Genomic DNA, 19,011 nt, shown 5'->3' with positions numbered 1-19,011 from the left:
TCAGGGGTGGGCCGGGCTGGTCCGGTCGAGGCCGGCGTCCGCCCGGATCGCCTCGGGCAGGTGTTCGCGGAGCGCCCCGCCGGCCACCCGGTCCAGCGCCGCCAGCACCTCGGCCACCACCTGACGGACGTCGCCGGGGTCCGCCCCGGCCAACTCCCTGAGCTGGGCGACGAGCTCGATGGCGTCATCGTCGCCGGCTGTCCCGCCGGCCGCCTGGTCTGGTGCCGTCATGCGGGCGAGCCTACGGCGCGAAGTGACACAAAACCGGATATTCATGAAACGAGACCGGCCGCCCGCCGCCCGGCGGGCACCACCGCCTGCGTCAGGTCCGGATCGCCCGGTGCAGCGCGACGACCCCGCCGGTCAGGTTGCGCCAGGCCACCCGGCCCCAGCCGGCCGCGCCGATCCGCGCCGCGAGGGCCGCCTGGTCCGGCCAGGCCCGGATCGACTCGGCGAGATAGACGTACGCGTCGGGGTTGCTGGAGACCTTCCGGGCCACGGCCGGCAACGACCGCATCAGGTACGACAGGTAGACCGTGCGGAAGGCCGGGTTCACCGGGGTGCTGAACTCGCAGACCACCAGCCGGCCACCGGGCCGGGTGACCCGGGCCAGCTCGCGCAGCGCCGCGTCGGTGTCGGTGACGTTGCGCAGCGCGAAGGAGATGGTCACCGCGTCGAAGCTGCCGTCGGCGAAGGGCAGCCGCAGCGCGTCCCCGGCCAGCAGCGGCACCTGCGGACGGGTCCGCTTGCCGGCGCGCAGCATGCCCAGGGACAGGTCGGCGCCCACCACGTACGCGCCGGAGTGCGCCAGTTCCTCGGTCGAGACGCCGGTGCCCGCGCCCACGTCCAGCACCCGCTCACCCGGGCGCAAGCCGAGCGCCTCCCGGGTGACCCGCCGCCAGGACCGGTCCTGGCCGAAGGAGAGGACGGTGTTGGTCAGGTCGTAGCGGGCGGCCACGCCGTCGAACATCGCGGCGACCTCGTGCGGGGACTTGTCCAGGCCGGCGCGCTGGCCCTGCGGGGTACGGCTCACCCCTCCACTCTGCCAGCCGCCCCCGGACCGACCGTCGACGGGTGGCGGACACGGCAGGGGCGGGATGGTGACCCATCCCGCCCCTGCCGCCGTGCGTTATGTGAACGGCCCTCATGGGCCGATGGAGGACGACCGTCAGGCGGTCGGCTTCTCGTCGCCCGGGGTCACCAGGACCACCCGGCGGCGGCGGGCGACCAGGAACATGGCGCCACCCGCGGCGAGGACGGCCACGCCGACGCCACCGATCAGACCGGCCTTGGCGCCGGTCACCGGCAGGCCACCGGCGTCGTTGCCGTCACCGCCGCCCGCGCCACCCTTGGCGGCGACGACGACAGCGTAACCATCGGTGTTGTCACTGGCGTCGAGGTCGGCGGCCTGGACCGGGGTCATGTTCTCCGGCAGGTTCTTGATCTCGGTCGACTGCGGCGCGACACCCTTGGCCGGCAGGATCGGCTCGACCTCGACGGTGCCACCGGACAGCGCGCCGGCCTTCACGTCCTTGGCGACCGTCAGCAGGTGGTAGAACCGGCCGCCCGAGACGATGTTGTCGCCGTCCTTCTCGTCCTGGTCCTGCGGGACGAACGGCGCGTTGGCGTAGGTGCAGACCAGGGAGGTCTTGTCCGCGTTGTACTCGCAGCCCTCCTCGGTCTCGGTGAAGGTCACGCCCTTGGGCAGCTTGACCGAGATCTTCAGGCCGGCGGTGGCCCGGTCGCCCTGGTTCCAGGCGGTGTAGACGAGCTGCGCGGTGTCGCCCGCGTGCAGGTCACCGGCGGCCTGGATCTTGCCGTTCTTGACCGTGACCGCCGTCTTCACGTCGTCGGCGAGGACGACCAGGTCGGCGCCGCTCTCCTTGGTGAACTCGAGGTTCGCGGCCTTGGTGTTGTTGGTCTTGTCGGTGTCGTCCTTGGAGACGATGCTGAAGCTCACCGGGGCGCTGTACGCCTTGTCCAGGGTGCCGGCCAGCTTGAAGAGCACGACGGGCAGGTCGACGGTCTCACCGGCGCCCGGCAGGCCGCTCTTCGTGGCGTAGCAGGTCCAGGCGATCGGCTTGGACTCGGTGCCCTCCAGCTCGCAGCCGTCCTCGACGGCCGGGTACGCGACGACCTTGGAGAAGTCCACCTTGGACACGTCCGCGCGGACGGCCAGCTCGGACGGGGTGTTCTCGCCCTTGTTCGTCACCTTGACGAAGGCGAGCTTGCCCTGCGCGCCCTCGGCGACCCGGGTGCCCACCACGTCGAGCGAGAGGTCCGTCTCGGTGCCGGCGGCCTGGGCGGGCGCACCGAGCGCGGTGAACGCACCGGAGGCGAGCAGCGCGGCAGCGCCGAGCCGCACCAGCGGCCGGTTACGGAAGATCATGGAAGAGGTCCCCCCGTGGGGTGAAGGAAAGGTACGAGCGGGCACGTTAGCGGGCGACGATCACCCTCGCCACCCCCCGCGCCGACCCTTCACCACCTGCCCGCCTAAGAGTCACTTAAGGAGTGCCCGAATTGATGGGTCTTGTTGGCAGTGACCCCGGACGCCCCTCCGGAGAACGGGCAGCAGAAACTCGCCCTTCGACAACTGTCAGCTGACCGAACGGTTGACCGTCCCGACTGGCGGGACGGTCACCGACGGTGCACAGGAGTGTTGCGGGACGTGCCGGAGCAGGTCAGTTGACCTCGACGAGGGGCAGCGACTTCCCGGCCCCACCGCCCGGCAGGGCGATCGAGGAGAAGTGCGAGACCACCCGGTCGTCGCTCGGGTCGTCGGCCGGCGTCCAGTGCACGGCGAGCCGGTTGTAGAGCGTGTCGCGCTGGGCCGGGATCCGGTCCGCGGTGCGGATCATCTCGATCAGCTCGTGCAGGTTGGACCGGTGCCGGGCGCCCGCGGAGGAGATCACGTTCTCCTCCAGCATGATCGAGCCCAGGTCGTCCACGCCCATGTGCAGCGCGAGCTGGCCGACGTCCTTGCCGGTGGTCAGCCAGGACGCCTGCAGGTGCGGCACCGTCTCGAAGAAGAGCCGGGCGACCGCCACCAGCCGCAGGTATTCCAGGTTGGTCGCCTGGGTGCGGCCCTTGAGGTGGTTGTTCTCCGGCTGGTACGTCCACGGGATGAAGGCCCGGAAGCCTCGGGTGCGGTCCTGCACGTCGCGGATCATCCGCAGGTGCTCGATCCGCTCGGCGTTGGTCTCGCCGGTGCCCATCATCATCGTGGCGGTCGACTCCAGGCCCTGCCGGTGGGCCAGCTCCATCACCTCGAGCCAGCGCGCGCCCGACTCCTTCAGCGGCGCGATCGCCTTGCGCGGCCGGTCGGGCAGCATCTCCGCGCCGGCACCGGCGATCGAGTCCAGGCCGGCCGCCTTGATCCGGGCGATCGCCTCGTCCAGGCTGACGCCGGAGACCTTGGCCATGTGCAGGATCTCGCTCGGCCCGATGGAGTGGATGGCCAGCTGCGGGTAGGCCTTCTTGACCGAGGAGAAGAGCTCCTCGTAGTACTCCACGCCGTAGTCCGGGTGGTGGCCGCCCTGGAGCATGACCTGGGTGGCGCCCAGCTCGACCGCCTCGCCGCAGCGGCGCAGGATCTCCTCGGTCGGGTGGGTCCACCCCTCCGAGTGCTTGGGCGCGCGATAGAAGGCGCAGAACTTGCACGCCGTCACGCAGACGTTCGTGTAGTTGATGTTGCGGTCGATCAGGTAGGTGACGATGTTGTCCGGGTAGCGCCGTCGGCGTACCGCGTCCGCCGCCTCACCCAGCGCGTGGAAGGGCGCCTCGGTGTAGAGCAGCAGGGCCTCCTCGGGCGTGATCCGCCCACCGTCCGCGCCGCGCTGCAGGATGTCGTCGATCTCCCGGCTCACCGTCACGCCTCCGAGCGTACGTCGCCCGTCCGGAGGCCGGCACCCACCTCCACCCGCCGTGACGAGGACCCCAGGGACCGCGCTCAGTCCAGGCCCGGGCTCGCCACCGGGAGTCCGACCCCCTTGGCCGCGTCGAGCAGCCGACGGTCGTAGGTGACGAAGGCTGCGAAGTCGCTACCTGCCTGACGAGCCAGGATCTCGGCCGTCGCGAGGTGGATCGCGTCGAGGCTGCGCAGCAACGGCTCCGCGTACGCGCCGGCCGCCGCGCGAACGGTCGCGTCGATCTCCACCCGGTACAACCGGGAGAGAATCGTGGGGACCCCCACGAGAGCCTGCGGTGCCGCGCGACGAAGCGCCCGGGGCACCTCGACCTCGACCAGAGCCGACGCGACCAGTGACGTCCCGGGCCGCTCGTTCAACCAGGCCACGAGGTCCTCGGTCGCCAGCTCCCGGCGGAGCAGCTTGATGACCGCCGCTGAGTCCAGATAGATCACCAGCGCTCCTCGTCCCGGTATCCGGCCAGCGCCGACGCCACGTCCTCGGCGGGATCACCGAGCACGGGCGGCACGGGCAGCGGGCCGGTCGACGTCGGCGCGGTCGCCCGGCCCTCCGCCACGAGACGGCCGAGGAGGGCGTCGCCCGCTACGACGGGCACGAGTCGGGCGATCGGCTCTCCCCGATCTGTGACTTCCACCGTTTCACCGGCGCGCACCCTGGCGAGCACTCTGCTCGTGTGCTGGTTGAGCTCACGAATGGCGATCTGCTCCATGGCCGCAAGTGTAGAACGATCCGTTCTACACGTCACGCGTCGTAGTCGACGACGACCTGGTCGGTGGTCGGGCTGGACTGACAGGTCAGGACGTACCCCGCGGCCACCTCGTCCGGCTCCAGGGCATAGTTGCGGGCCATCGAGACCTCGCCCCGGACCACCTTGGCCCGGCAGGTGGAGCAGACCCCGCCCTTGCAGGCGTACGGCAGCTCGGCGCGGACCTTCAGCGCCGCGTCCAGCACCCGCTCGTCCCGGCCCATGGTGAAGGTCGACGAGCGGCCCTCCAGCACGATCGTCACCTCGGCGCCGGCCCCCGGCTCGTCGCCGGGGCGGCGGACCGGCTCCGGCGGCGCGTCGACGTGGAACAGTTCGGTGTGCACCGCCGACTCCGGCAGACCCCGCCCCGCCAGCACCGCCTTCGCGTCCACCACCATCCCGTACGGGCCGCAGAGGAACCACTCCTCGATGGCGTCGCCCGGCACGATGGTGTCCAGCAGCCGGTCCAGCCGCTCGGCGTCGATCCGCCCGGACAGCAGCGGCGACTCGCCCTGCTCCCGGGAGAGCACGTGCACCAGGTGCAGCCGGGTCGGGTAGCGGTCCTTCAGGTCCGCCAGCTCCTCGGCGAACATCACCGTGTTCGCCGTGCGGTTGCCGTACACCAGGGTGAAGGTGCTGGCCGGCTCGACGGCCAGGGCGGTCGCGACCAGCGCGAGCACCGGCGTGATGCCGGAACCGGCGACCACCGCGCCGTAGTGGCGGACCCGGTCCGGCGCGAAGGCCGTGGTGAAGTGCCCGAGCGGGGGCAGCACCTCGACGGTGTCGCCGCCGCGCAGCGCGCCGCAGGCGAACGCGGAGAAGGCGCCGCCGGGCACCTCCCGCACCCCGATCCGCAACCGGCCGTGCCGGGCCAGCTCCTGCGGCGTCGAGCAGATCGAGTACGACCGCCGCACCTCCTCGCCGTCGTCGGCGACGCGCCGCACGGTCAGGTGCTGGCCGGCGGAGAACGCGAAGGTCTCCCGCAGCTCCGTCGGCACGGCGAAGGTGACCGCCACCGAATCGTCGGTGAGCCGGTCGACGACGGCGACGGGCAACGGGTGGAAGACCGGCCGGCGACGGACCGGTCGGGTGATGGTGACAGTCACAGCGCCTTCAGGTGGTCGAAGGGTTCGGCGCAGGAACGGCAGCGCCAGAGGGCCTTGCACGCGGTGGAGCCGAAGCGGCTGACCTGCTCGGTCTCCACCGAGCCGCAGCGCGGGCAGCGTACGGCGAGGGTGAGCGGCACGACGGTGCCCGTCCGCACCGGGTGCGGCGGGGCGATGCCGGCGGCGGCGAGCTTGGCCCGGCCCCGGTCGGAGATCCAGTCGGTGCTCCAGGCCGGGCTGTGGACCGTGCGGACCTCGGCGTCCGGGTGGCCGGCGGCAGCCAGCGCCCGGCGGATGTCCGACCGGATCACGTCCATCGCCGGGCAGCCGGTGTAGGTGGGGGTGATGGTGACGACGACCCGACCGGTGGCCGGGTCCTCGTCGACCGCCCGCAGGATGCCCAGCTCGTCGATGGTGACGACCCGGATCTCCGGATCCACCACCGACGCCGCGGCCTCCCTCGGGTCCGTCACCACTCGGCTCCCGGGTGGGCGCGGTGCAGCACCTGCATCTCGGCCAGCAGGTACGACAGGTGCTCGCTGTGCACGCCGTCCCGCCCACCGCCGGGCCGCCAGCCGTCCGCCGGGCGGGTCAGGGTGGCCTCGTCCAGCACCGCGGCGACGACGGCGTCGAAGTCGGCCCGCAGGGTGGCCGGGTCGACCGGTGCCGCCGGGTCCGCCACGAACAGCTCGTGGGTGTACGGCCACACCTCGTCCAGGGCGACCTGCATGCGCCGGTGCGACTCCTCGGTGCCGTCGCCGAGGCGCTTCACCCAGAGCGAGGCGTGGTCCAGGTGGTACGCCGACTCCTTGCGCGCCTTCGCCCCGATCGCGGCCAGCCGCTCGTCGGCGCAGCCGGACAGGGCGGTGTAGAGCGGCAGCTGCCAGGCCGACAGGATGAGCAGCTTCGCCATGGTCACCGCGAAGTCGCCGTTGGGCAGCTCGACCAGGAGGCAGTTGCGGAACTCCCGGTCGTCGCGCAGGTAGGCCAGCGCGTCCTCGTCCCGGCCGGCGCCTTCCAGCTCACCCGCGTACGTCAGCAGGAGGCGGGCCGCGCCGAGCTGGTCGAGGGCGATGTTGGCCAGCGCGATGTCCTCCTCCATCTCCGGCGCGCGGGTGGTCCACTCGGCGAGCCGCTGCGCCGCGACCAGCGCGTCGTCGCCGAGCCCCAGCACGAATTCGACGGAGGTCACAGGTGGGCCACCCCGTCCGGCACCTCGTAGAAGGTGGGGTGGCGGTAGACCTTGTCGGCGGCCGGGTCGAAGAAGGCGTCCTTCTCGTCCGGGCTGGACGCGGTGATCGCGCCCGCCGGCACCACCCAGATGGAGACCCCCTCCTGGCGGCGGGTGTAGAGGTCGCGGGCGTTGCGCAGGGCCAGCTCCGCGTCGGGGGCGTGCAGGCTGCCGACGTGGGTGTGCGACAGCCCGCGCCGCGCCCGCACGAAGACCTCCCAGAGAGGCGAAGGATTCCCTGCGCCGAGCTGACCGGGTCGCTCACTACGCTCGCTCACGCGGCCACCTTCTCCTTCTGTTCCGCCCGCTTGGCGGCGTACGCCGCGGCGGCCTCGCGTACCCAGGCGCCCTCGGCGTGGGCGGCCCGGCGGTGTTCCATCCGCTGCCGGTTGCACGGGCCGTTGCCCTTGATCACCTGCATCAGCTCGTCGTAGTCGGGCTGGGTGTAGTCGTACGCCTGCCGCTCGTCGTTCCAGCGCAGGTCGGGGTCGGGGAGGGTGAGGCCGAGGATCTCGGCCTGCTGGACGCACATGTCCACGAAGCGCTGGCGCAGCTCGTCGTTGGAGAACCGCTTGATCTTCCAGGCCATCGACTGGGCGGAGTGCGTCGAGTCGCCGTCCGGCGGGCCGAACATCGCCAGCGACGGGTACCACCAGCGGTCGATCGCGTCCTGCGCCATCGCCTTCTGCCCGGGGGTGCCGTGCGCCAGGGTGTGCAGGATCTCGTAGCCCTGCCGCTGGTGGAACGACTCCTCCTTGCAGACCCGGATCATCGCCCGCGCGTACGGGCCGTAGGAGCAGCGGCAGAGCGGGACCTGGTTGACGATCGCCGCGCCGTCCACCAGCCAGCCGATCGCGCCCACGTCGGCCCAGGTCAGCGTGGGGTAGTTGAAGATCGAGCTGTACTTCTGCCGGCCGCCCAGGAGCAGCTCCACCAGCTCGTCCCGGCTGATGCCGAGCGTCTCGGCGGCGGCGTAGAGATAGAGGCCGTGGCCGGCCTCGTCCTGCACCTTGGCCAGCAGGATCGCCTTGCGCTTGAGCGAGGGGGCCCGGCTGATCCAGTTCCCCTCGGGCTGCATGCCGATGATCTCGGAGTGCGCGTGCTGGGCGATCTGCCGGATCAGCGTCTTGCGGTACGCCTCGGGCATCCAGTCGCGCGGCTCGATCTTCTGGTCGGCGTCGATGACCTCGGTGAAGTACGCCGCGAGGTCCTCACCCGGGGCGGGTCCGCCGCGTCGGGCCCGGGCGGCGGCCTCACGCAGCGCCGCCTCCGCCGCCTCGACCTCGCCGAGCAGGCCACCGCCGGGCGCGTCGTCCGGCGCGGAGAAGTCGTTGCCATACATGAGGCCAGTGTTACAGCTCGCCCCCGATGACACCAGAGGGTGTAACAGGAAACCCCGCACACCTTCCGTCACCGGATGGCCACTTTCCGGAGGAACCCGTGCACCCGGGCAAACGTGTGACTTGGCCCACGATGAAGAGATAAATCCTCGCAACGGCGGCACAGCGCCCCATTGCCCCGCCTTCGCGGCGAGTTGGCGGCTGTCAGATTCTGGCGTCAGCCCGGTCCGGACGTAGACTTCCCCCGGCACACCGATCGGCTGTTGACGATCGCCACCGGCTTTCACGGCCACTCCCCCGGCCGCGGCGATCAGGTCGTACCCAACCGGAGCGCCGGTCCCCCCGGCCAGACATCTGGAGCTCACCCACTCATGCGACCTCGCGTGACCATGGTGCTCGCCATCGTGGCGGTCCTCATCGGCGGCGTCATGCTGGTGCCCGCCGCGTACGCCCGCCTCTCCGGCGGCGACGGCGTCGCGGGCCTCGGCGGCGTCGGCGGCGGTGCGGAGCAGGTGCCCGCGCCCGCGCCCAGTGCGCCGCCCCCGCCCACCCTGGCCAATGCCCCCGTCTCGGTGAACTTCAAAGGCGAGTTCTTCTCCTGGGCGCTGATGGACCGGCAGACCGGCAAGATCGACGGTGCGGCCAACATGAACCGGACAAACTCGACCGAGTCGATGCTGAAGACCTGGATCGTCTCCGACTACCTGCGTCAGCTCGGCAACAAGCAGCCGACCCCCGAGCTGAAGAAGTGGGCGGGTCTGGCCATCCGGGACAGCAACGACGTCGGGGCCAACAAGGTGTACGCGGCGGCCGGCGGGTCGTACAAGCCGCAACCGAACGGCAAGCCGGACCCGGTGATCCAGCGGGCCATCAAGATCTGTGGCCTGACCGACACCACGCGCAGCGGCCCTCCCGCCCCCGCCATGTACAACGGCTGGTGGAGCTTCACCCGGATGTCCCCGCGGGACGCCGTCCGGCTCGGCGACTGCATCGCCGACGGCAAGGCCGCCGGGCCCAAGTGGACCAAGTGGGTCCTCAGCGAGATGGCCAACGTCCGGGGCAGCGTCAAGGACCAGCAGGAGAAGTCCGGCGGCGGCAAGTGGGGCATCGTCGACGGCCTGCCCGCCGAGATCAAGGCGCAGGGTCCGGTGAGCATCAAGAACGGCTGGACGCGGCTCGCCTACGACAACAACTGGCACGTCAACTGCCTGGCGGTCACCGACAGCTGGAGCCTCGCGGTGATGATGCGCTATCCCGCCGGCACCAGCATGGCCCCCTCGTACGGCGCGAAGGTCTGCGCCAGCGTGGCCACCCAACTGGTGACGCCGCAGCCCGGCGCCGCCCTCAAGGTGCCGCAGCAGCCGGTCGGGAAGCTCTGATGGCGGGCAGCCGCCGCCGGCCGGGCAGCCACCGCCGGCCGTTGGCGTTCACCGCGGCCGTCGTGGTCCTGGTCGGCCTGGTGCTCGTCTCGCTCCGGCTGGTGCCCGGCTCGCCGCTGCGACCCGCAGCCGCCGCCCACCCCGCCGCGCCGGCCGGCAGCCGCTCCACCACCGCGCCGACCGACCGCAGCTCCCGACCCCAGCCGAAGCCGACGCCGTCCCCCTCGCTGGAGCCGCTGCCGTTCCAGGCGCAGGACCTCGACCTCGACATCAAGGGCTGGTACGCCTGGAGCGTGCTGGACAAGCGCACCGGCGAGATCATCGGCTCGAAGAACATGAACGAGACCAGCACCACCGCCTCGATGATCAAGTCCTGGATCGTCGCCGACTACCTTCGTCGGGCCGCCGAGGCGGGGCAGACCCCGAGCGACGCCAAGCTGGCCGACGCCACCCGGATCATCCGGGACAGCGACAACACCCGGGCCGAGCAGTTCTACAACGGCGTGGGCCGGGCCGCGTCGATCAAGCGCCTGATCTCGATGTGCAAGCTGACCGACAGCAAGGTCGCCGGCGACGGCGGCTGGAGCCGGACGAACCTGTCGCCCCGGGACACCGCCCGGCTCGGGCTCTGCATCGACGACGGCCGGGCCGCCGGGCCGAAGTGGACGAAGTGGCTGCTGAACGAGATGCGGCTGGTCCGCGGCGCCGGCGACTTCGGCATCCGCAAGGCGTTCCCGACGGCCGAGCAGAAGACCATCGCCATCAAGAACGGGTGGATCGACCGGACCCGCGAGCAGGAGATGCACATCAACTGCCTCGCCATCGGCGACACCTGGACGATGGGCGTGATGGTCCGCTACCCGATCAACATGGGCTACGACTACGGCATGAAGAACTGCCAGCGGATCACCGAGGGCCTGCTCCGACCCGGGACCTGAGCCCAGCAGTGTCGTCGACGTGGCGGTGTCCCGGAGGTCGGGACACCGCCACGTCGCCGTTGCGGGGCCGGCGCCGGGCGGGTCAGCCGGCGAAGAACTCGGGGCCGCCGGTGGGCAGCGGCGGGGCCTCGCCGATGGCGGCGGCCCGGCGGGCGAACTCGCGCAGCCCGGCGACCTGCCGCTCGCCGAGGGAGAAGTCGAGGGTACGGAAGTAGTTGGCCAGGGTCGCCGCGTCGAACGGCTCCCACCGGGCGGCCGCCTCGGCCACCTGGTCCAGCTCGGCCAGGCAGAGGTCGCGCGAGCGCAGGAACGCCTGGTGCACCTCCTTGACCACCCCCGGGTGGGCGGCGGCGAAGTCCCGGCGTACCGCCCAGACGGCGAAGACCATCGGCAGGCCGGTCCACTCGCGCCAGGCCTGCCCGAGGTCGGTGACCGCCAGGCCCCGGTGGGGCGCCTCGTGCAGGGCGCGCAGCGCCACGTCACCGATCAGCACCCCCGCGTCGGCCTCCAGCAGCATCTGGGTCAGGTCCGGCGGGCAGCGGAAGTAGTCGGGACGGACGCCGTACCGCTCGCCGAGCAGGAGCCGGGCCAGCAGCACCCCGGTCCGGGAGGTCGAGCCGAGCGCGACCCGGGCACCGTCGAGCTGGTCCAGGGGCCGGGTGGAGACCACGTTGACCGAGAGCACCGGGCCGTCGCTGCCGACCGCCAGGTCCGGCAGGAGCAGCAGCTCGTCGGCGTGCCGCAGGTATTCCACCTGTGAGATCGGCCCGATGTCCAGGTCGCCGGCGACCAGCGCGGCGTTCAGCCGGTCCGGCGAGTCCTTGTGCAGTTCGACGTCGAGCAGGGCACCGGACCGCATCAGCCCCCAGTAGATCGGCAGGCAGTTCAGGAACTGGATGTGTCCGACCCGCGGACGGGCGATGCGGTCAGCCATGACCCGACCGTATCCCCGCTCGCGTCGCCCGCCTCAGCGGGAGGCCGCCGGAGTGGCCAACTCCGCACCCGCCGCCGGCTGCGGGTCACCGTCCGGGCCGGTCCGCGCCCGGCGGGTCGCCCCCGCGACGACCGGCACGAAGGCGAGCACCACCAGCAGTCCGGTGATCCCGAAGCCGGCGATCACCGGGCGCGGTGGCAGGACCGCCAGCAGGGCACCGCCGAGCAGGTAGCCGACCATCGAGCCACCCTGCACGGCGGCGCCGGTGAGCGCGTACGCCCGGGCACGCCGGGCCTCGGGCACCCGGCGGGCGGTGAGCACGGTGGCGAAGACGTTGTCGCCGCCGTTGGCCGCGCCGCCGAGCAGCCAGAGCGGGACCAGCAGCGCCGCCGCTGGCACGGCCGCCGCGAGGACCACCATCAGGGAGCAGCCGGCCAGCGTCACCAGCACCCCGCGTACCAGGGCCGCGTCGTGGGTGAGGCGGCGGGCCACCCGCGCGGCGAGCCAGCTGCCGGGCAGCATCCCGGCCATCCAGGCGGCGCCGACCAGGCCGTACACGGTGGCGGAGGAGTCCAGGGTCTCCCGGATGAAGAAGACCTCGACCACGTTGATGCCACCGATCGCGGTGATCACGGCCGCCGTACCGACCACCATGGCCAGCATCAGCGGGTCGGTGCGCAGCCGCCACGCCGGGGCCGGCGTGGCGGCGGCCGTCGCGGTGGCGCCGCTGCCCCCACCCCGTCGGGTACGCAGCAGCAGGCCGGCGGCGACCAGCGCGAGGTAGGTCCCGGCGTCGACGAGCAGCGGCACCCGGGTGCCGAACTGCCCGACCAGCAGCCCGGCGAGGACCGGACCGGCCAGTGCGCCGAGGGAGACGGCGGTCTGGTTGAGCGCGCCGGCCCGGGGCAGGTCGTCGGGGCGCACCATCCGGGGCAGCAGCGCGGCCAGGCAGGGCTGGGTCACCGCGAGCCCGCAGGAGAGCAGGGCGACCAGCCCGACGATCACGACCTGCCGGTCGGTCCAGGCCAGCGCCGCGCAGACCGCGGCCTGGGCCGATCCGACGACCACCAGGAGGGTGCGGCTGTCGATCCGGTCGGCGAGCCGGCCGGCCAGCGGGGCGAGGACCACCAGCGGCAGGGTGGCGGCCAGCAGCAGGCCGGACACGGCGAGGCCGCCCGCGCCGGCGGCCTGGAGGGCGAGGGCGAGCGCGGTGGCGGCGAGGAAGTCCCCGCCGACGGTGGCGCCCCGGGCGGCGGCGGCGATCCAGACGTCCGGCCAGCGCGACGCGTCAGTTGTGAAGGACATACTTCGAAAATAATCCTTCACAACTGATGGAGCAACCCCCGCTAGGTGTACTGCCCAGGGACGTTGGTCAGCCTGGTGATGGGCGGTTTGCCGCCGGTTGCGGTGTGGGGGCGGTGGTGGTTGTAGTGATGCAGCCAGGCGGGTAGGGCTTTGCGTCGGGCTGCTTCGGAGGTGTAGAACCGGCCGAAGGCCCAGCCGTCGGTGAGGGTTCGGTGGAAGCGTTCGACCTTGCCGTTGGTTTGGGGTCGGTAGGGGCGGGTCTTCTTCGGGGTGATGCCGAGTTCGGTGCAGGCGTCGCGCCAGGCGTAGGACTTGTAGGCGGAGCCGTTGTCGGTCAGCACCCGCTCGACGGTGACGCCTCGGGCGGCGAACCAGGCGACCGCGTGGTGGAGCACGTCGATGGCGGTGACGGCTTTCTCGTCGTCGCGGATCTCGGCGTAGGCGACCCGTGAGTGGTCATCGACGACGGTGTGCACGAACGCGGTCCCGATCCGCGGCTCCCAGTGCTGGTTGCGGGTGCCGGTGCGGCGGGCGGTGGCTTCACGGTTGCGGTCGCCCTGCACCCGACCGACGTAACGCCACCCGCCGCCGTCGGGGATCTGGCCGAGCTTCTTGACGTCGACGTGCAGCATCGCCCCGGCGTGGTCGTGCTCGTAACGACGCACCGGTTCGCCGGTGCGCCGGTCGATGTGCGAGAGCCGGTTCACCCTGCAGCGGGTCAGCACCGCGTGCACCGTCGAGGCGGGCATGCCGAGGCGACCGGCGATCTGCACCGGCCCCAGGCGGTGCTTCCATCGCAGGTGCACCACCTTGCGAACAACCGGCTGCGGCGTGCGGGTAGGGCTGTGGTGCGGCCGTGACGACCGGTCCGTCATCGCGTCGGCGCCGAGCTCGGCGTAGCGCACCGCCCACCGTTTCGCCGTCGGCCAGGACACGTCATAGCGCTCCGCCGCCCGGGCGACCGGCCACCCCTCATCCACGATCAGACGCGCCAGGCGAAGACGTGCACGAGGAGTCAAAGCGGCGTTAGCGTGGGACACGAAGGCCTCCTGGTTGCCGGAGCGGTTCCTAGACAGCTCCACTCCACAACCGGAGGCCTTCGTCATCACGTCTATCTACGCCGTGTCGTCACACGACCTCAACCAATCTCCCTGGGCAGTACAGCTAGGCCAACGGCACCACCTTGTACTGCGCGGCCACCGTCCGGGCCCCCGCCGGCGGGTCGGCCGCCCGCTGCCGCTGCCGGTACGGCTCGAACAGCGCCAGCACCGCCCGGTTCAGCTCGGCCAACTCCTCGGCGGTGAGCAGCAGCAGGGTGTCGCTGAACAGCGCGGTGTCGTACCACTCGGCGGGCTCGTCGCCGGCGCGGCGCAGCCAGTCCCGGGTCCGTTCCAGGTCCCGGGCCGCGTGCGCCTCCACCACCGCCTGCTCGGCCGCCCGCGCATCCGGTCCGGCACCGCGGCCCGCGTCGACCATCCAGTGCGGGCTGAACGTGCGCCACACCCGCTCCCGCGCGTCGCCCCGGCTCGGGGCCTGCTCCACCAACCCGAACTTCGCCAGCGCCCGCAGGTGATAGCTGGTCGCGCTCGGCGACAGCCCGGCGATCTCGGCGCACTCGGTGGCGGTCGCGCCGGCCTCCCGGGTGCTCAGGTGCTCCATGATCGCGATACGGGCCGGATGGGCCAGCGCCCGCATCACCTGCGGGTCGCTGATCGTCATCCGCCGCTGCTCGGGACGCGCCTCGGTCATCCCCCCATGATCCCGTGCGGTCGACGCCCCGACCACCGGCCGGACCCACCCGACCCGAAATTCGGTTGCCGAACCGGTGGACGGCGGTAGGCTGTTCCGTCTCCCGCCCGACGGCCGAGGTGTTCAGCACCGCAGCGGACGTCCCGCGCCGACCCGACGAGGTCGGAAACGCGAGCGGCAGCGTTTTTCCCGTGTCGAGGAGTACGTGGATGACCCTGCACGCCCAAGAACAGACCCTGGACGACGAGCTCGGCGCCGAACGCGCCCACCTGGACACCTCCCGCGCCGCCCTGCGCCGGATGCGGGAACGCGCCGAGGCCCTCTTCGCCACCGGTGACAAGGTCGCCGGGGACGCGTACACGGCCGAACAACTCGGCCGGCACATGGCCCGGCGGGTCGCCGAACTCGCCGACGACCCCACCACCCCGCTCTTCTTCGGCCGGCTCGACTTCGGTCCGGCCGACCCGGACCACGCCGGGCGGGACTACCACGTCGGGCGGCGGCACGTCACCGACGAGGCGGGTGAGCCGCTGGTGCTGGACTGGCGGGCCCCGATCTCCCGCTCGTTCTACCGGGCCAGCGCCCGCGACCCGCAGGGCGTCGCCGTCCGCCGCCGGTTCGGCTTCAGCAGCGGCGCGCTGACCAGCTTCGAGGACGAACACCTGGACCGGGGCGAGGAGCTGGGTACGACCAGCCGGATCCTGACCGCCGAGATCGAGCGCCCCCGCGTCGGCCCGATGCGGGACATCGTCGCCACCATCCAGCCCGAGCAGGACGAGCTGGTCCGGGCCGACCTGGCCGACTCGATCTGCGTGCAGGGCGCGCCCGGCACCGGCAAGACGGCCGTCGGGCTGCACCGGGCCGCCTACCTGCTCTATCTGCACCGGGAACGGCTGCGCCGGTCGGGTGTGCTGATCGTCGGGCCGAACCGGGCGTTCCTGTCGTACATCGCGGCGGTGCTGCCGGCGCTCGGCGAGGTCGAGGTCGCGCAGGCGACGGTGGAGGACCTGATCGCCCGGGTGCCGGTACGGGCCGTCGACGACCCGGCCGTCGCCACGCTCAAGCACGACGCCCGGATGGCCGAGGTGCTGCGCCGGGCGGTCGACGCGCAGATCGGCACGCCGACCGAGCCGATCATGGTGTCGGACGGCTCGTTCCGCTGGCGGATCGGCCTCGACCCGCTGCACCGGCTGGTCGAGGAGACCCGCCGGGAGGGGCTGCCCCACGCGACCGGCCGGGACCGGGTCCGGGCGCGGGTGGTGGGGCTGCTGCAACGCCAGGCCGAGGCGCGCCGCGCCGAGTCACCGGGTGACGCCTGGCTGCGCCGGATGGGGAAGGCGAAGCCGGTCACCGAGTTCCTCGACGCGGTCTGGCCCGCGCTCACCCCGGAAGGGCTGGTGCACACGCTGCTCGGCGACCCCGAGGCGCTCGCCGGGGCGGCGGACGGGCTGCTCACCGCCGACGAGCAGGCCCTCCTCCAGGGCCGCCGGCCGGTCGACGACGCCGGCAGGAACGACGCGCCGGCCGCGGGGCGACGTGGCCGGCCGACGACCGGCACGAAGCTCGGGCGCACGCCGAAGGCGACCCGGTGGACGGCCGCCGACGCGGTGCTCATCGACGAGGCCGCTGGGCTGCTGGAACGCCCCGCCGGCTTCGGGCACGTGGTGGTGGACGAGGCGCAGGACCTCTCCCCGATGCAGTGCCGGGCCATCGCCCGGCGCAGTGAACACGGCTCGATCACGCTCCTGGGCGACCTGGCCCAGGGCACCGCCCCGTGGGCCGCTCGGGACTGGCGGGAGTCCCTGGCCCACCTGGGCAAGCCGGACGCCGCGGTGGTGCCGCTGAGCATCGGCTTCCGGGTACCCGCCGCCGTGGTCGCGTTCGCCAACCGGCTGCTGCCGGTGCTCGCCGTCGACGTACCCCCGGCCCAGTCGCTGCGCCGCGACGGGACGCTCGACGTGCGTACGGTGGACGACCTGGTGGCGGCGACGGTGACCGAGGTGCGGGCGGCGCTCGCGCACGACGGCTCGGTCGGCGTGATCGCCGCCGACGACACGGTCGACCGGCTCCGCGCGGCGCTGCACGCCGACGGCGTCGAGACCGCGACCGCCGACGACGTCGAGACCGCCGCGCGGGTCACCGTGGTGCCCGCCACCCTGGTCAAGGGCCTGGAGTACGACCACGTCGTGGTCGTCGAGCCGGCCGCGATCGTGGCGGCGGAACCGCGCGGGCTGCACCGCCTCTATGTGGTGCTGACCCGGGCGGTCTCCCGGCTGTCGGTGCTGCACACCGCGCCACTGCCCGACCCGCTCGGCTGAGCCGTCAGCGCCAGGCCAGCCGGGCCACCCGGCCCTGCTCGCCCGACGCCCAGCAGGCGCCCGTCGGGGTGCACTCCACCGCGTCGAAGCTGCCGGTGTCGAAGCGCTGCCAGGTGCGGCCGCCGTCCCGGCTCACGTCGCTGCCGGTCGGCCCCACCGCCAGCGCGGTGTCACCGTGCACCCAGGCGGCGCCGGAGCGGTACTCGCCGGGCTGGGCGTCGGCGACCGTCCAGGTGCGACCACCGTCGCCGGTGCGGGCCGCGCCGTCCGGCGCTGCTCGGGGCGGCGAAGTCACCGCCCAGCGCGACGCCGTGCCGGGGATCCCGGAACGCCAGCGAGTAGATGCCGGCGGACGGGCCGCCCGGCACCGGGGTGTCGGTGACCTGCCAGGTCAGCCCCCGGTCGGCGGTGCGGAACACCCGCGCGGTCGCCCCGCCGCCGGTGGCGAACCAGGCCCGGTCCGGGCCGTGGTCGGCGGTCACCAGGCAGGTGCCGCTGGCGGCGAAGGCGAACTCGCCGGGGAGCGCCGCCGGCATGCCGTCGGTCGGCAGCACCGACCACGACCGGCCGCCGTCGGCGGTGGAGACCAGCCGGAACCGACCGTCCACCGGGTCCGACAGGGCCAGCCCGTGCCGGTCGTCGAAGAAGGTCAGGCAGTCGTAGAAGGCGGCGTCGTCGCTGTTGCGGAACGTCTCCGTCCAGGTGCCCCCGGCGTCGTCGGTGCGGTAGACCCGGGACTCGCCGCCCGGCCCGATCGACAGCACCACCGCCCGGCGCGCGTCGAACGCCTCGATGTCGCGGAACTGCAGCGGTACGTCCGTGGTCGGTCCGACCCGCGCCCAGTGCCGTCCACCGTCGACGGTACGCAGCACGGTGGAGTCGCTGCCGCTGGCCCACGCCACCCGGCCGTCGACCGGGGCGAGCCCGCGCAGCCGGGCGGTGACCCCGGTGTCGGTGAGCTGCCAGCGGGGCGCCGGCCGCCAGGCGGCCCCGGACCCGGTGACGACGACGGCGGCGGCCAGGACGAGGGAGGTGAGCGCACGCATCCGCATGGGCGGAACCTACCGGAGATCGGCGCAGGCCGATACCGCTGCCGGCGGGGATGCGGTGTCCCCTGACGATCTGTCCGATTCCGGCCCGGTGGACCACGGGACGGTGCCACGATGCCGACAGGGCGTGCCAGCGGGGCGTGCCACCGGCGAGAGGGGTCCGCGTGCGTACCGTCGAGCCCGGCACGCCCTGCTGGGCCGACCTGGCCACGCCCGGCCTGGAGGACGCGAAGCGGTTCTATCCGCAGCTCTTCGGCTGGACCGGCCGGGTCTCCCCGCAGCCGGAGGCGGGCGGCTACACCGTCTTCCTGAAGGACGGCAGGTCGGTCGCCGGGGCCGGACCGCCGGCCACCCGGGACCAGGTGCCGATCTGGTCGACGTACGTGGCCGCCGACGACGCCGACCTGGTCGCCACCCGGGTCGAGGCGGCCGGTGGGCAGGTGGTGGTGGCCCCGTTCGACGTGCTCGACCAGGGCCGGATGGCGGTGCTGGCCGACCCGGCGGGTGCCGCGTTCAGCGTCTGGCAGCCGATGGCGATGCGCGGCGCCGAGCTGTTCAACGCGCCCGGCTCGATCTGCTGGACCGAGCTGGTCAGCCCGGACCCGGAGGGGGCGAAGGAGTTCTATGCGCTGGTCTTCGGCTGGCAGGCGGAGGACCAGCCGCTCGGGCCGGTCACCTACACCGGTTGGCGGTGCGGGGCCCGGATCGTCGCCGGCATGACGCCGCCACTGGCGGAGCTGCCGGCCGACCTGCGGGCGTACTGGACGGTCTATTTCGCGGTCGAGGACGCCGACGCGACCGCCGCCCGCGCCGCCGAGCTGGGCGGCACCATCCTCGTCCCGCCGTACGACAACCCGGCCGGCCGCACCGCCGCCCTCCGCGACCCGCAGGGCGCCCTCTTCTCCGTCACCGCCCTGGCCTGACCGCACGATGCCGCCCGAGGTGTTAACAGAGGGCCCCTCCTATACCGGAGGCGTTAACAGGGGGCCCC

At 72.8% G+C, this 19,011-nt stretch carries 21 protein-coding genes; 4 read left to right on the top strand and 17 right to left on the bottom strand.

The features are described from left to right. From MRQ36_RS14690 to paaA, 11 genes are all read right to left on the bottom strand, one after another. A complete protein-coding gene (locus MRQ36_RS14690; protein WP_242796040.1) occupies positions 1 to 231 on the bottom strand; it encodes a hypothetical protein in 231 nt (76 codons plus the stop codon). A gap of 91 nt (positions 232 to 322) precedes the next feature. Next, positions 323 to 1,033, bottom strand: a complete 711-nt coding sequence (locus MRQ36_RS14685) for a demethylmenaquinone methyltransferase (protein ID WP_308194848.1) — start codon at positions 1,031 to 1,033, stop codon at positions 323 to 325. A gap of 135 nt (positions 1,034 to 1,168) precedes the next feature. Next, on the bottom strand, positions 1,169 to 2,389 hold the full coding sequence (locus MRQ36_RS14680; protein ID WP_242796038.1) for a hypothetical protein: 1,221 nt from the start codon (positions 2,387 to 2,389) through the stop codon (positions 1,169 to 1,171). Between the two features lie 292 nt (positions 2,390 to 2,681). After that, the gene (gene mqnC, locus MRQ36_RS14675) at positions 2,682 to 3,872 is read right to left on the bottom strand and encodes a cyclic dehypoxanthinyl futalosine synthase (RefSeq protein ID WP_242796036.1); all 1,191 of its coding nucleotides are present in this window, start codon (positions 3,870 to 3,872) and stop codon (positions 2,682 to 2,684) included. 77 nt (positions 3,873 to 3,949) lie between these two features. Beyond that, the gene (locus MRQ36_RS14670; protein WP_242796034.1) at positions 3,950 to 4,360 is read right to left on the bottom strand and encodes a type II toxin-antitoxin system VapC family toxin; all 411 of its coding nucleotides are present in this window, start codon (positions 4,358 to 4,360) and stop codon (positions 3,950 to 3,952) included. Beyond that, positions 4,357 to 4,635, bottom strand: coding sequence for a type II toxin-antitoxin system Phd/YefM family antitoxin (locus MRQ36_RS14665; RefSeq protein WP_242796032.1), 279 nt, complete (start codon positions 4,633 to 4,635; stop codon positions 4,357 to 4,359). The genes MRQ36_RS14670 and MRQ36_RS14665 overlap by 4 nt, the downstream gene beginning before the upstream one ends. A gap of 32 nt (positions 4,636 to 4,667) precedes the next feature. Continuing rightward, positions 4,668 to 5,777, bottom strand: a complete 1,110-nt coding sequence (gene paaE, locus MRQ36_RS14660) for a 1,2-phenylacetyl-CoA epoxidase subunit PaaE (RefSeq protein ID WP_242796030.1) — start codon at positions 5,775 to 5,777, stop codon at positions 4,668 to 4,670. After that, positions 5,774 to 6,250, bottom strand: a complete 477-nt coding sequence (gene paaD / locus MRQ36_RS14655; protein ID WP_242796028.1) for a 1,2-phenylacetyl-CoA epoxidase subunit PaaD — start codon at positions 6,248 to 6,250, stop codon at positions 5,774 to 5,776. Before paaD ends, paaE begins: the two co-directional genes overlap by 4 nt. Beyond that, complete coding sequence (paaC, locus tag MRQ36_RS14650) at positions 6,247 to 6,969, bottom strand: 1,2-phenylacetyl-CoA epoxidase subunit PaaC (RefSeq protein ID WP_242796026.1); 723 nt, start codon at positions 6,967 to 6,969, stop codon at positions 6,247 to 6,249. The genes paaD and paaC overlap by 4 nt, the downstream gene beginning before the upstream one ends. Continuing rightward, positions 6,966 to 7,286: a 1,2-phenylacetyl-CoA epoxidase subunit PaaB gene (gene paaB, locus MRQ36_RS14645; protein ID WP_242796024.1), complete on the bottom strand. Its 321-nt coding sequence runs from the start codon at positions 7,284 to 7,286 to the stop codon at positions 6,966 to 6,968. The genes paaC and paaB overlap by 4 nt, the downstream gene beginning before the upstream one ends. Next, a complete protein-coding gene (gene paaA, locus MRQ36_RS14640; RefSeq protein WP_242796021.1) occupies positions 7,283 to 8,350 on the bottom strand; it encodes a 1,2-phenylacetyl-CoA epoxidase subunit PaaA in 1,068 nt (355 codons plus the stop codon). The genes paaB and paaA overlap by 4 nt, the downstream gene beginning before the upstream one ends. 369 nt (positions 8,351 to 8,719) lie before the next feature. On the opposite strand from paaA, the gene MRQ36_RS14635 reads away from it, so the two are divergent. Further along, positions 8,720 to 9,727 (top strand): hypothetical protein, encoded by a 1,008-nt coding sequence (locus MRQ36_RS14635; protein ID WP_242796019.1) that lies wholly within the window; start codon positions 8,720 to 8,722, stop codon positions 9,725 to 9,727. Next, positions 9,727 to 10,665: a class A beta-lactamase-related serine hydrolase gene (locus MRQ36_RS14630; protein WP_242796017.1), complete on the top strand. Its 939-nt coding sequence runs from the start codon at positions 9,727 to 9,729 to the stop codon at positions 10,663 to 10,665. The genes MRQ36_RS14635 and MRQ36_RS14630 overlap by 1 nt, the downstream gene beginning before the upstream one ends. An 82-nt stretch (positions 10,666 to 10,747) precedes the next feature. Here the strand turns inward: MRQ36_RS14630 and MRQ36_RS14625 are convergent, their stop codons facing one another. The 4 genes from MRQ36_RS14625 to MRQ36_RS14610 form a co-directional block, all read right to left on the bottom strand. Beyond that, positions 10,748 to 11,599 (bottom strand): menaquinone biosynthetic enzyme MqnA/MqnD family protein, encoded by an 852-nt coding sequence (locus MRQ36_RS14625; protein WP_242796015.1) that lies wholly within the window; start codon positions 11,597 to 11,599, stop codon positions 10,748 to 10,750. Positions 11,600 to 11,632: 33 nt separating this feature from the next. Continuing rightward, positions 11,633 to 12,904, bottom strand: a complete 1,272-nt coding sequence (locus tag MRQ36_RS14620; protein WP_242796013.1) for an MFS transporter — start codon at positions 12,902 to 12,904, stop codon at positions 11,633 to 11,635. 41 nt (positions 12,905 to 12,945) lie between these two features. Next, on the bottom strand, positions 12,946 to 13,944 hold the full coding sequence (locus tag MRQ36_RS14615) for an IS481 family transposase (RefSeq protein WP_242796011.1): 999 nt from the start codon (positions 13,942 to 13,944) through the stop codon (positions 12,946 to 12,948). A 124-nt stretch (positions 13,945 to 14,068) separates the two neighbouring features. Continuing rightward, on the bottom strand, positions 14,069 to 14,653 hold the full coding sequence (locus MRQ36_RS14610; RefSeq protein WP_242796009.1) for a helix-turn-helix transcriptional regulator: 585 nt from the start codon (positions 14,651 to 14,653) through the stop codon (positions 14,069 to 14,071). 209 nt (positions 14,654 to 14,862) lie between these two features. On the opposite strand from MRQ36_RS14610, the gene MRQ36_RS14605 reads away from it, so the two are divergent. After that, on the top strand, positions 14,863 to 16,971 hold the full coding sequence (locus tag MRQ36_RS14605; RefSeq protein ID WP_242796007.1) for an AAA family ATPase: 2,109 nt from the start codon (positions 14,863 to 14,865) through the stop codon (positions 16,969 to 16,971). A gap of 4 nt (positions 16,972 to 16,975) precedes the next feature. On the opposite strand, the gene MRQ36_RS14600 is transcribed toward MRQ36_RS14605, so the two are convergent. Continuing rightward, positions 16,976 to 17,152 (bottom strand): hypothetical protein, encoded by a 177-nt coding sequence (locus tag MRQ36_RS14600; RefSeq protein ID WP_242796005.1) that lies wholly within the window; start codon positions 17,150 to 17,152, stop codon positions 16,976 to 16,978. After that, positions 17,142 to 18,023: an oxidoreductase gene (locus MRQ36_RS14595; RefSeq protein ID WP_242796003.1), complete on the bottom strand. Its 882-nt coding sequence runs from the start codon at positions 18,021 to 18,023 to the stop codon at positions 17,142 to 17,144. Before MRQ36_RS14595 ends, MRQ36_RS14600 begins: the two co-directional genes overlap by 11 nt. A gap of 161 nt (positions 18,024 to 18,184) precedes the next feature. Here MRQ36_RS14595 and MRQ36_RS14590 point away from each other — a divergent pair, with 161 nt between their 5' ends. Next, positions 18,185 to 18,943, top strand: a complete 759-nt coding sequence (locus MRQ36_RS14590; protein ID WP_242796001.1) for a VOC family protein — start codon at positions 18,185 to 18,187, stop codon at positions 18,941 to 18,943. The last annotated feature ends 68 nt before the right edge of the window (positions 18,944 to 19,011 follow it).

It is taken from the genome of Micromonospora sp. R77 (genome assembly GCF_022747945.1).
Taxonomy (GTDB): domain Bacteria; phylum Actinomycetota; class Actinomycetes; order Mycobacteriales; family Micromonosporaceae; genus Micromonospora.
This window is presented reverse-complemented; position numbering and strand designations above follow the sequence as displayed.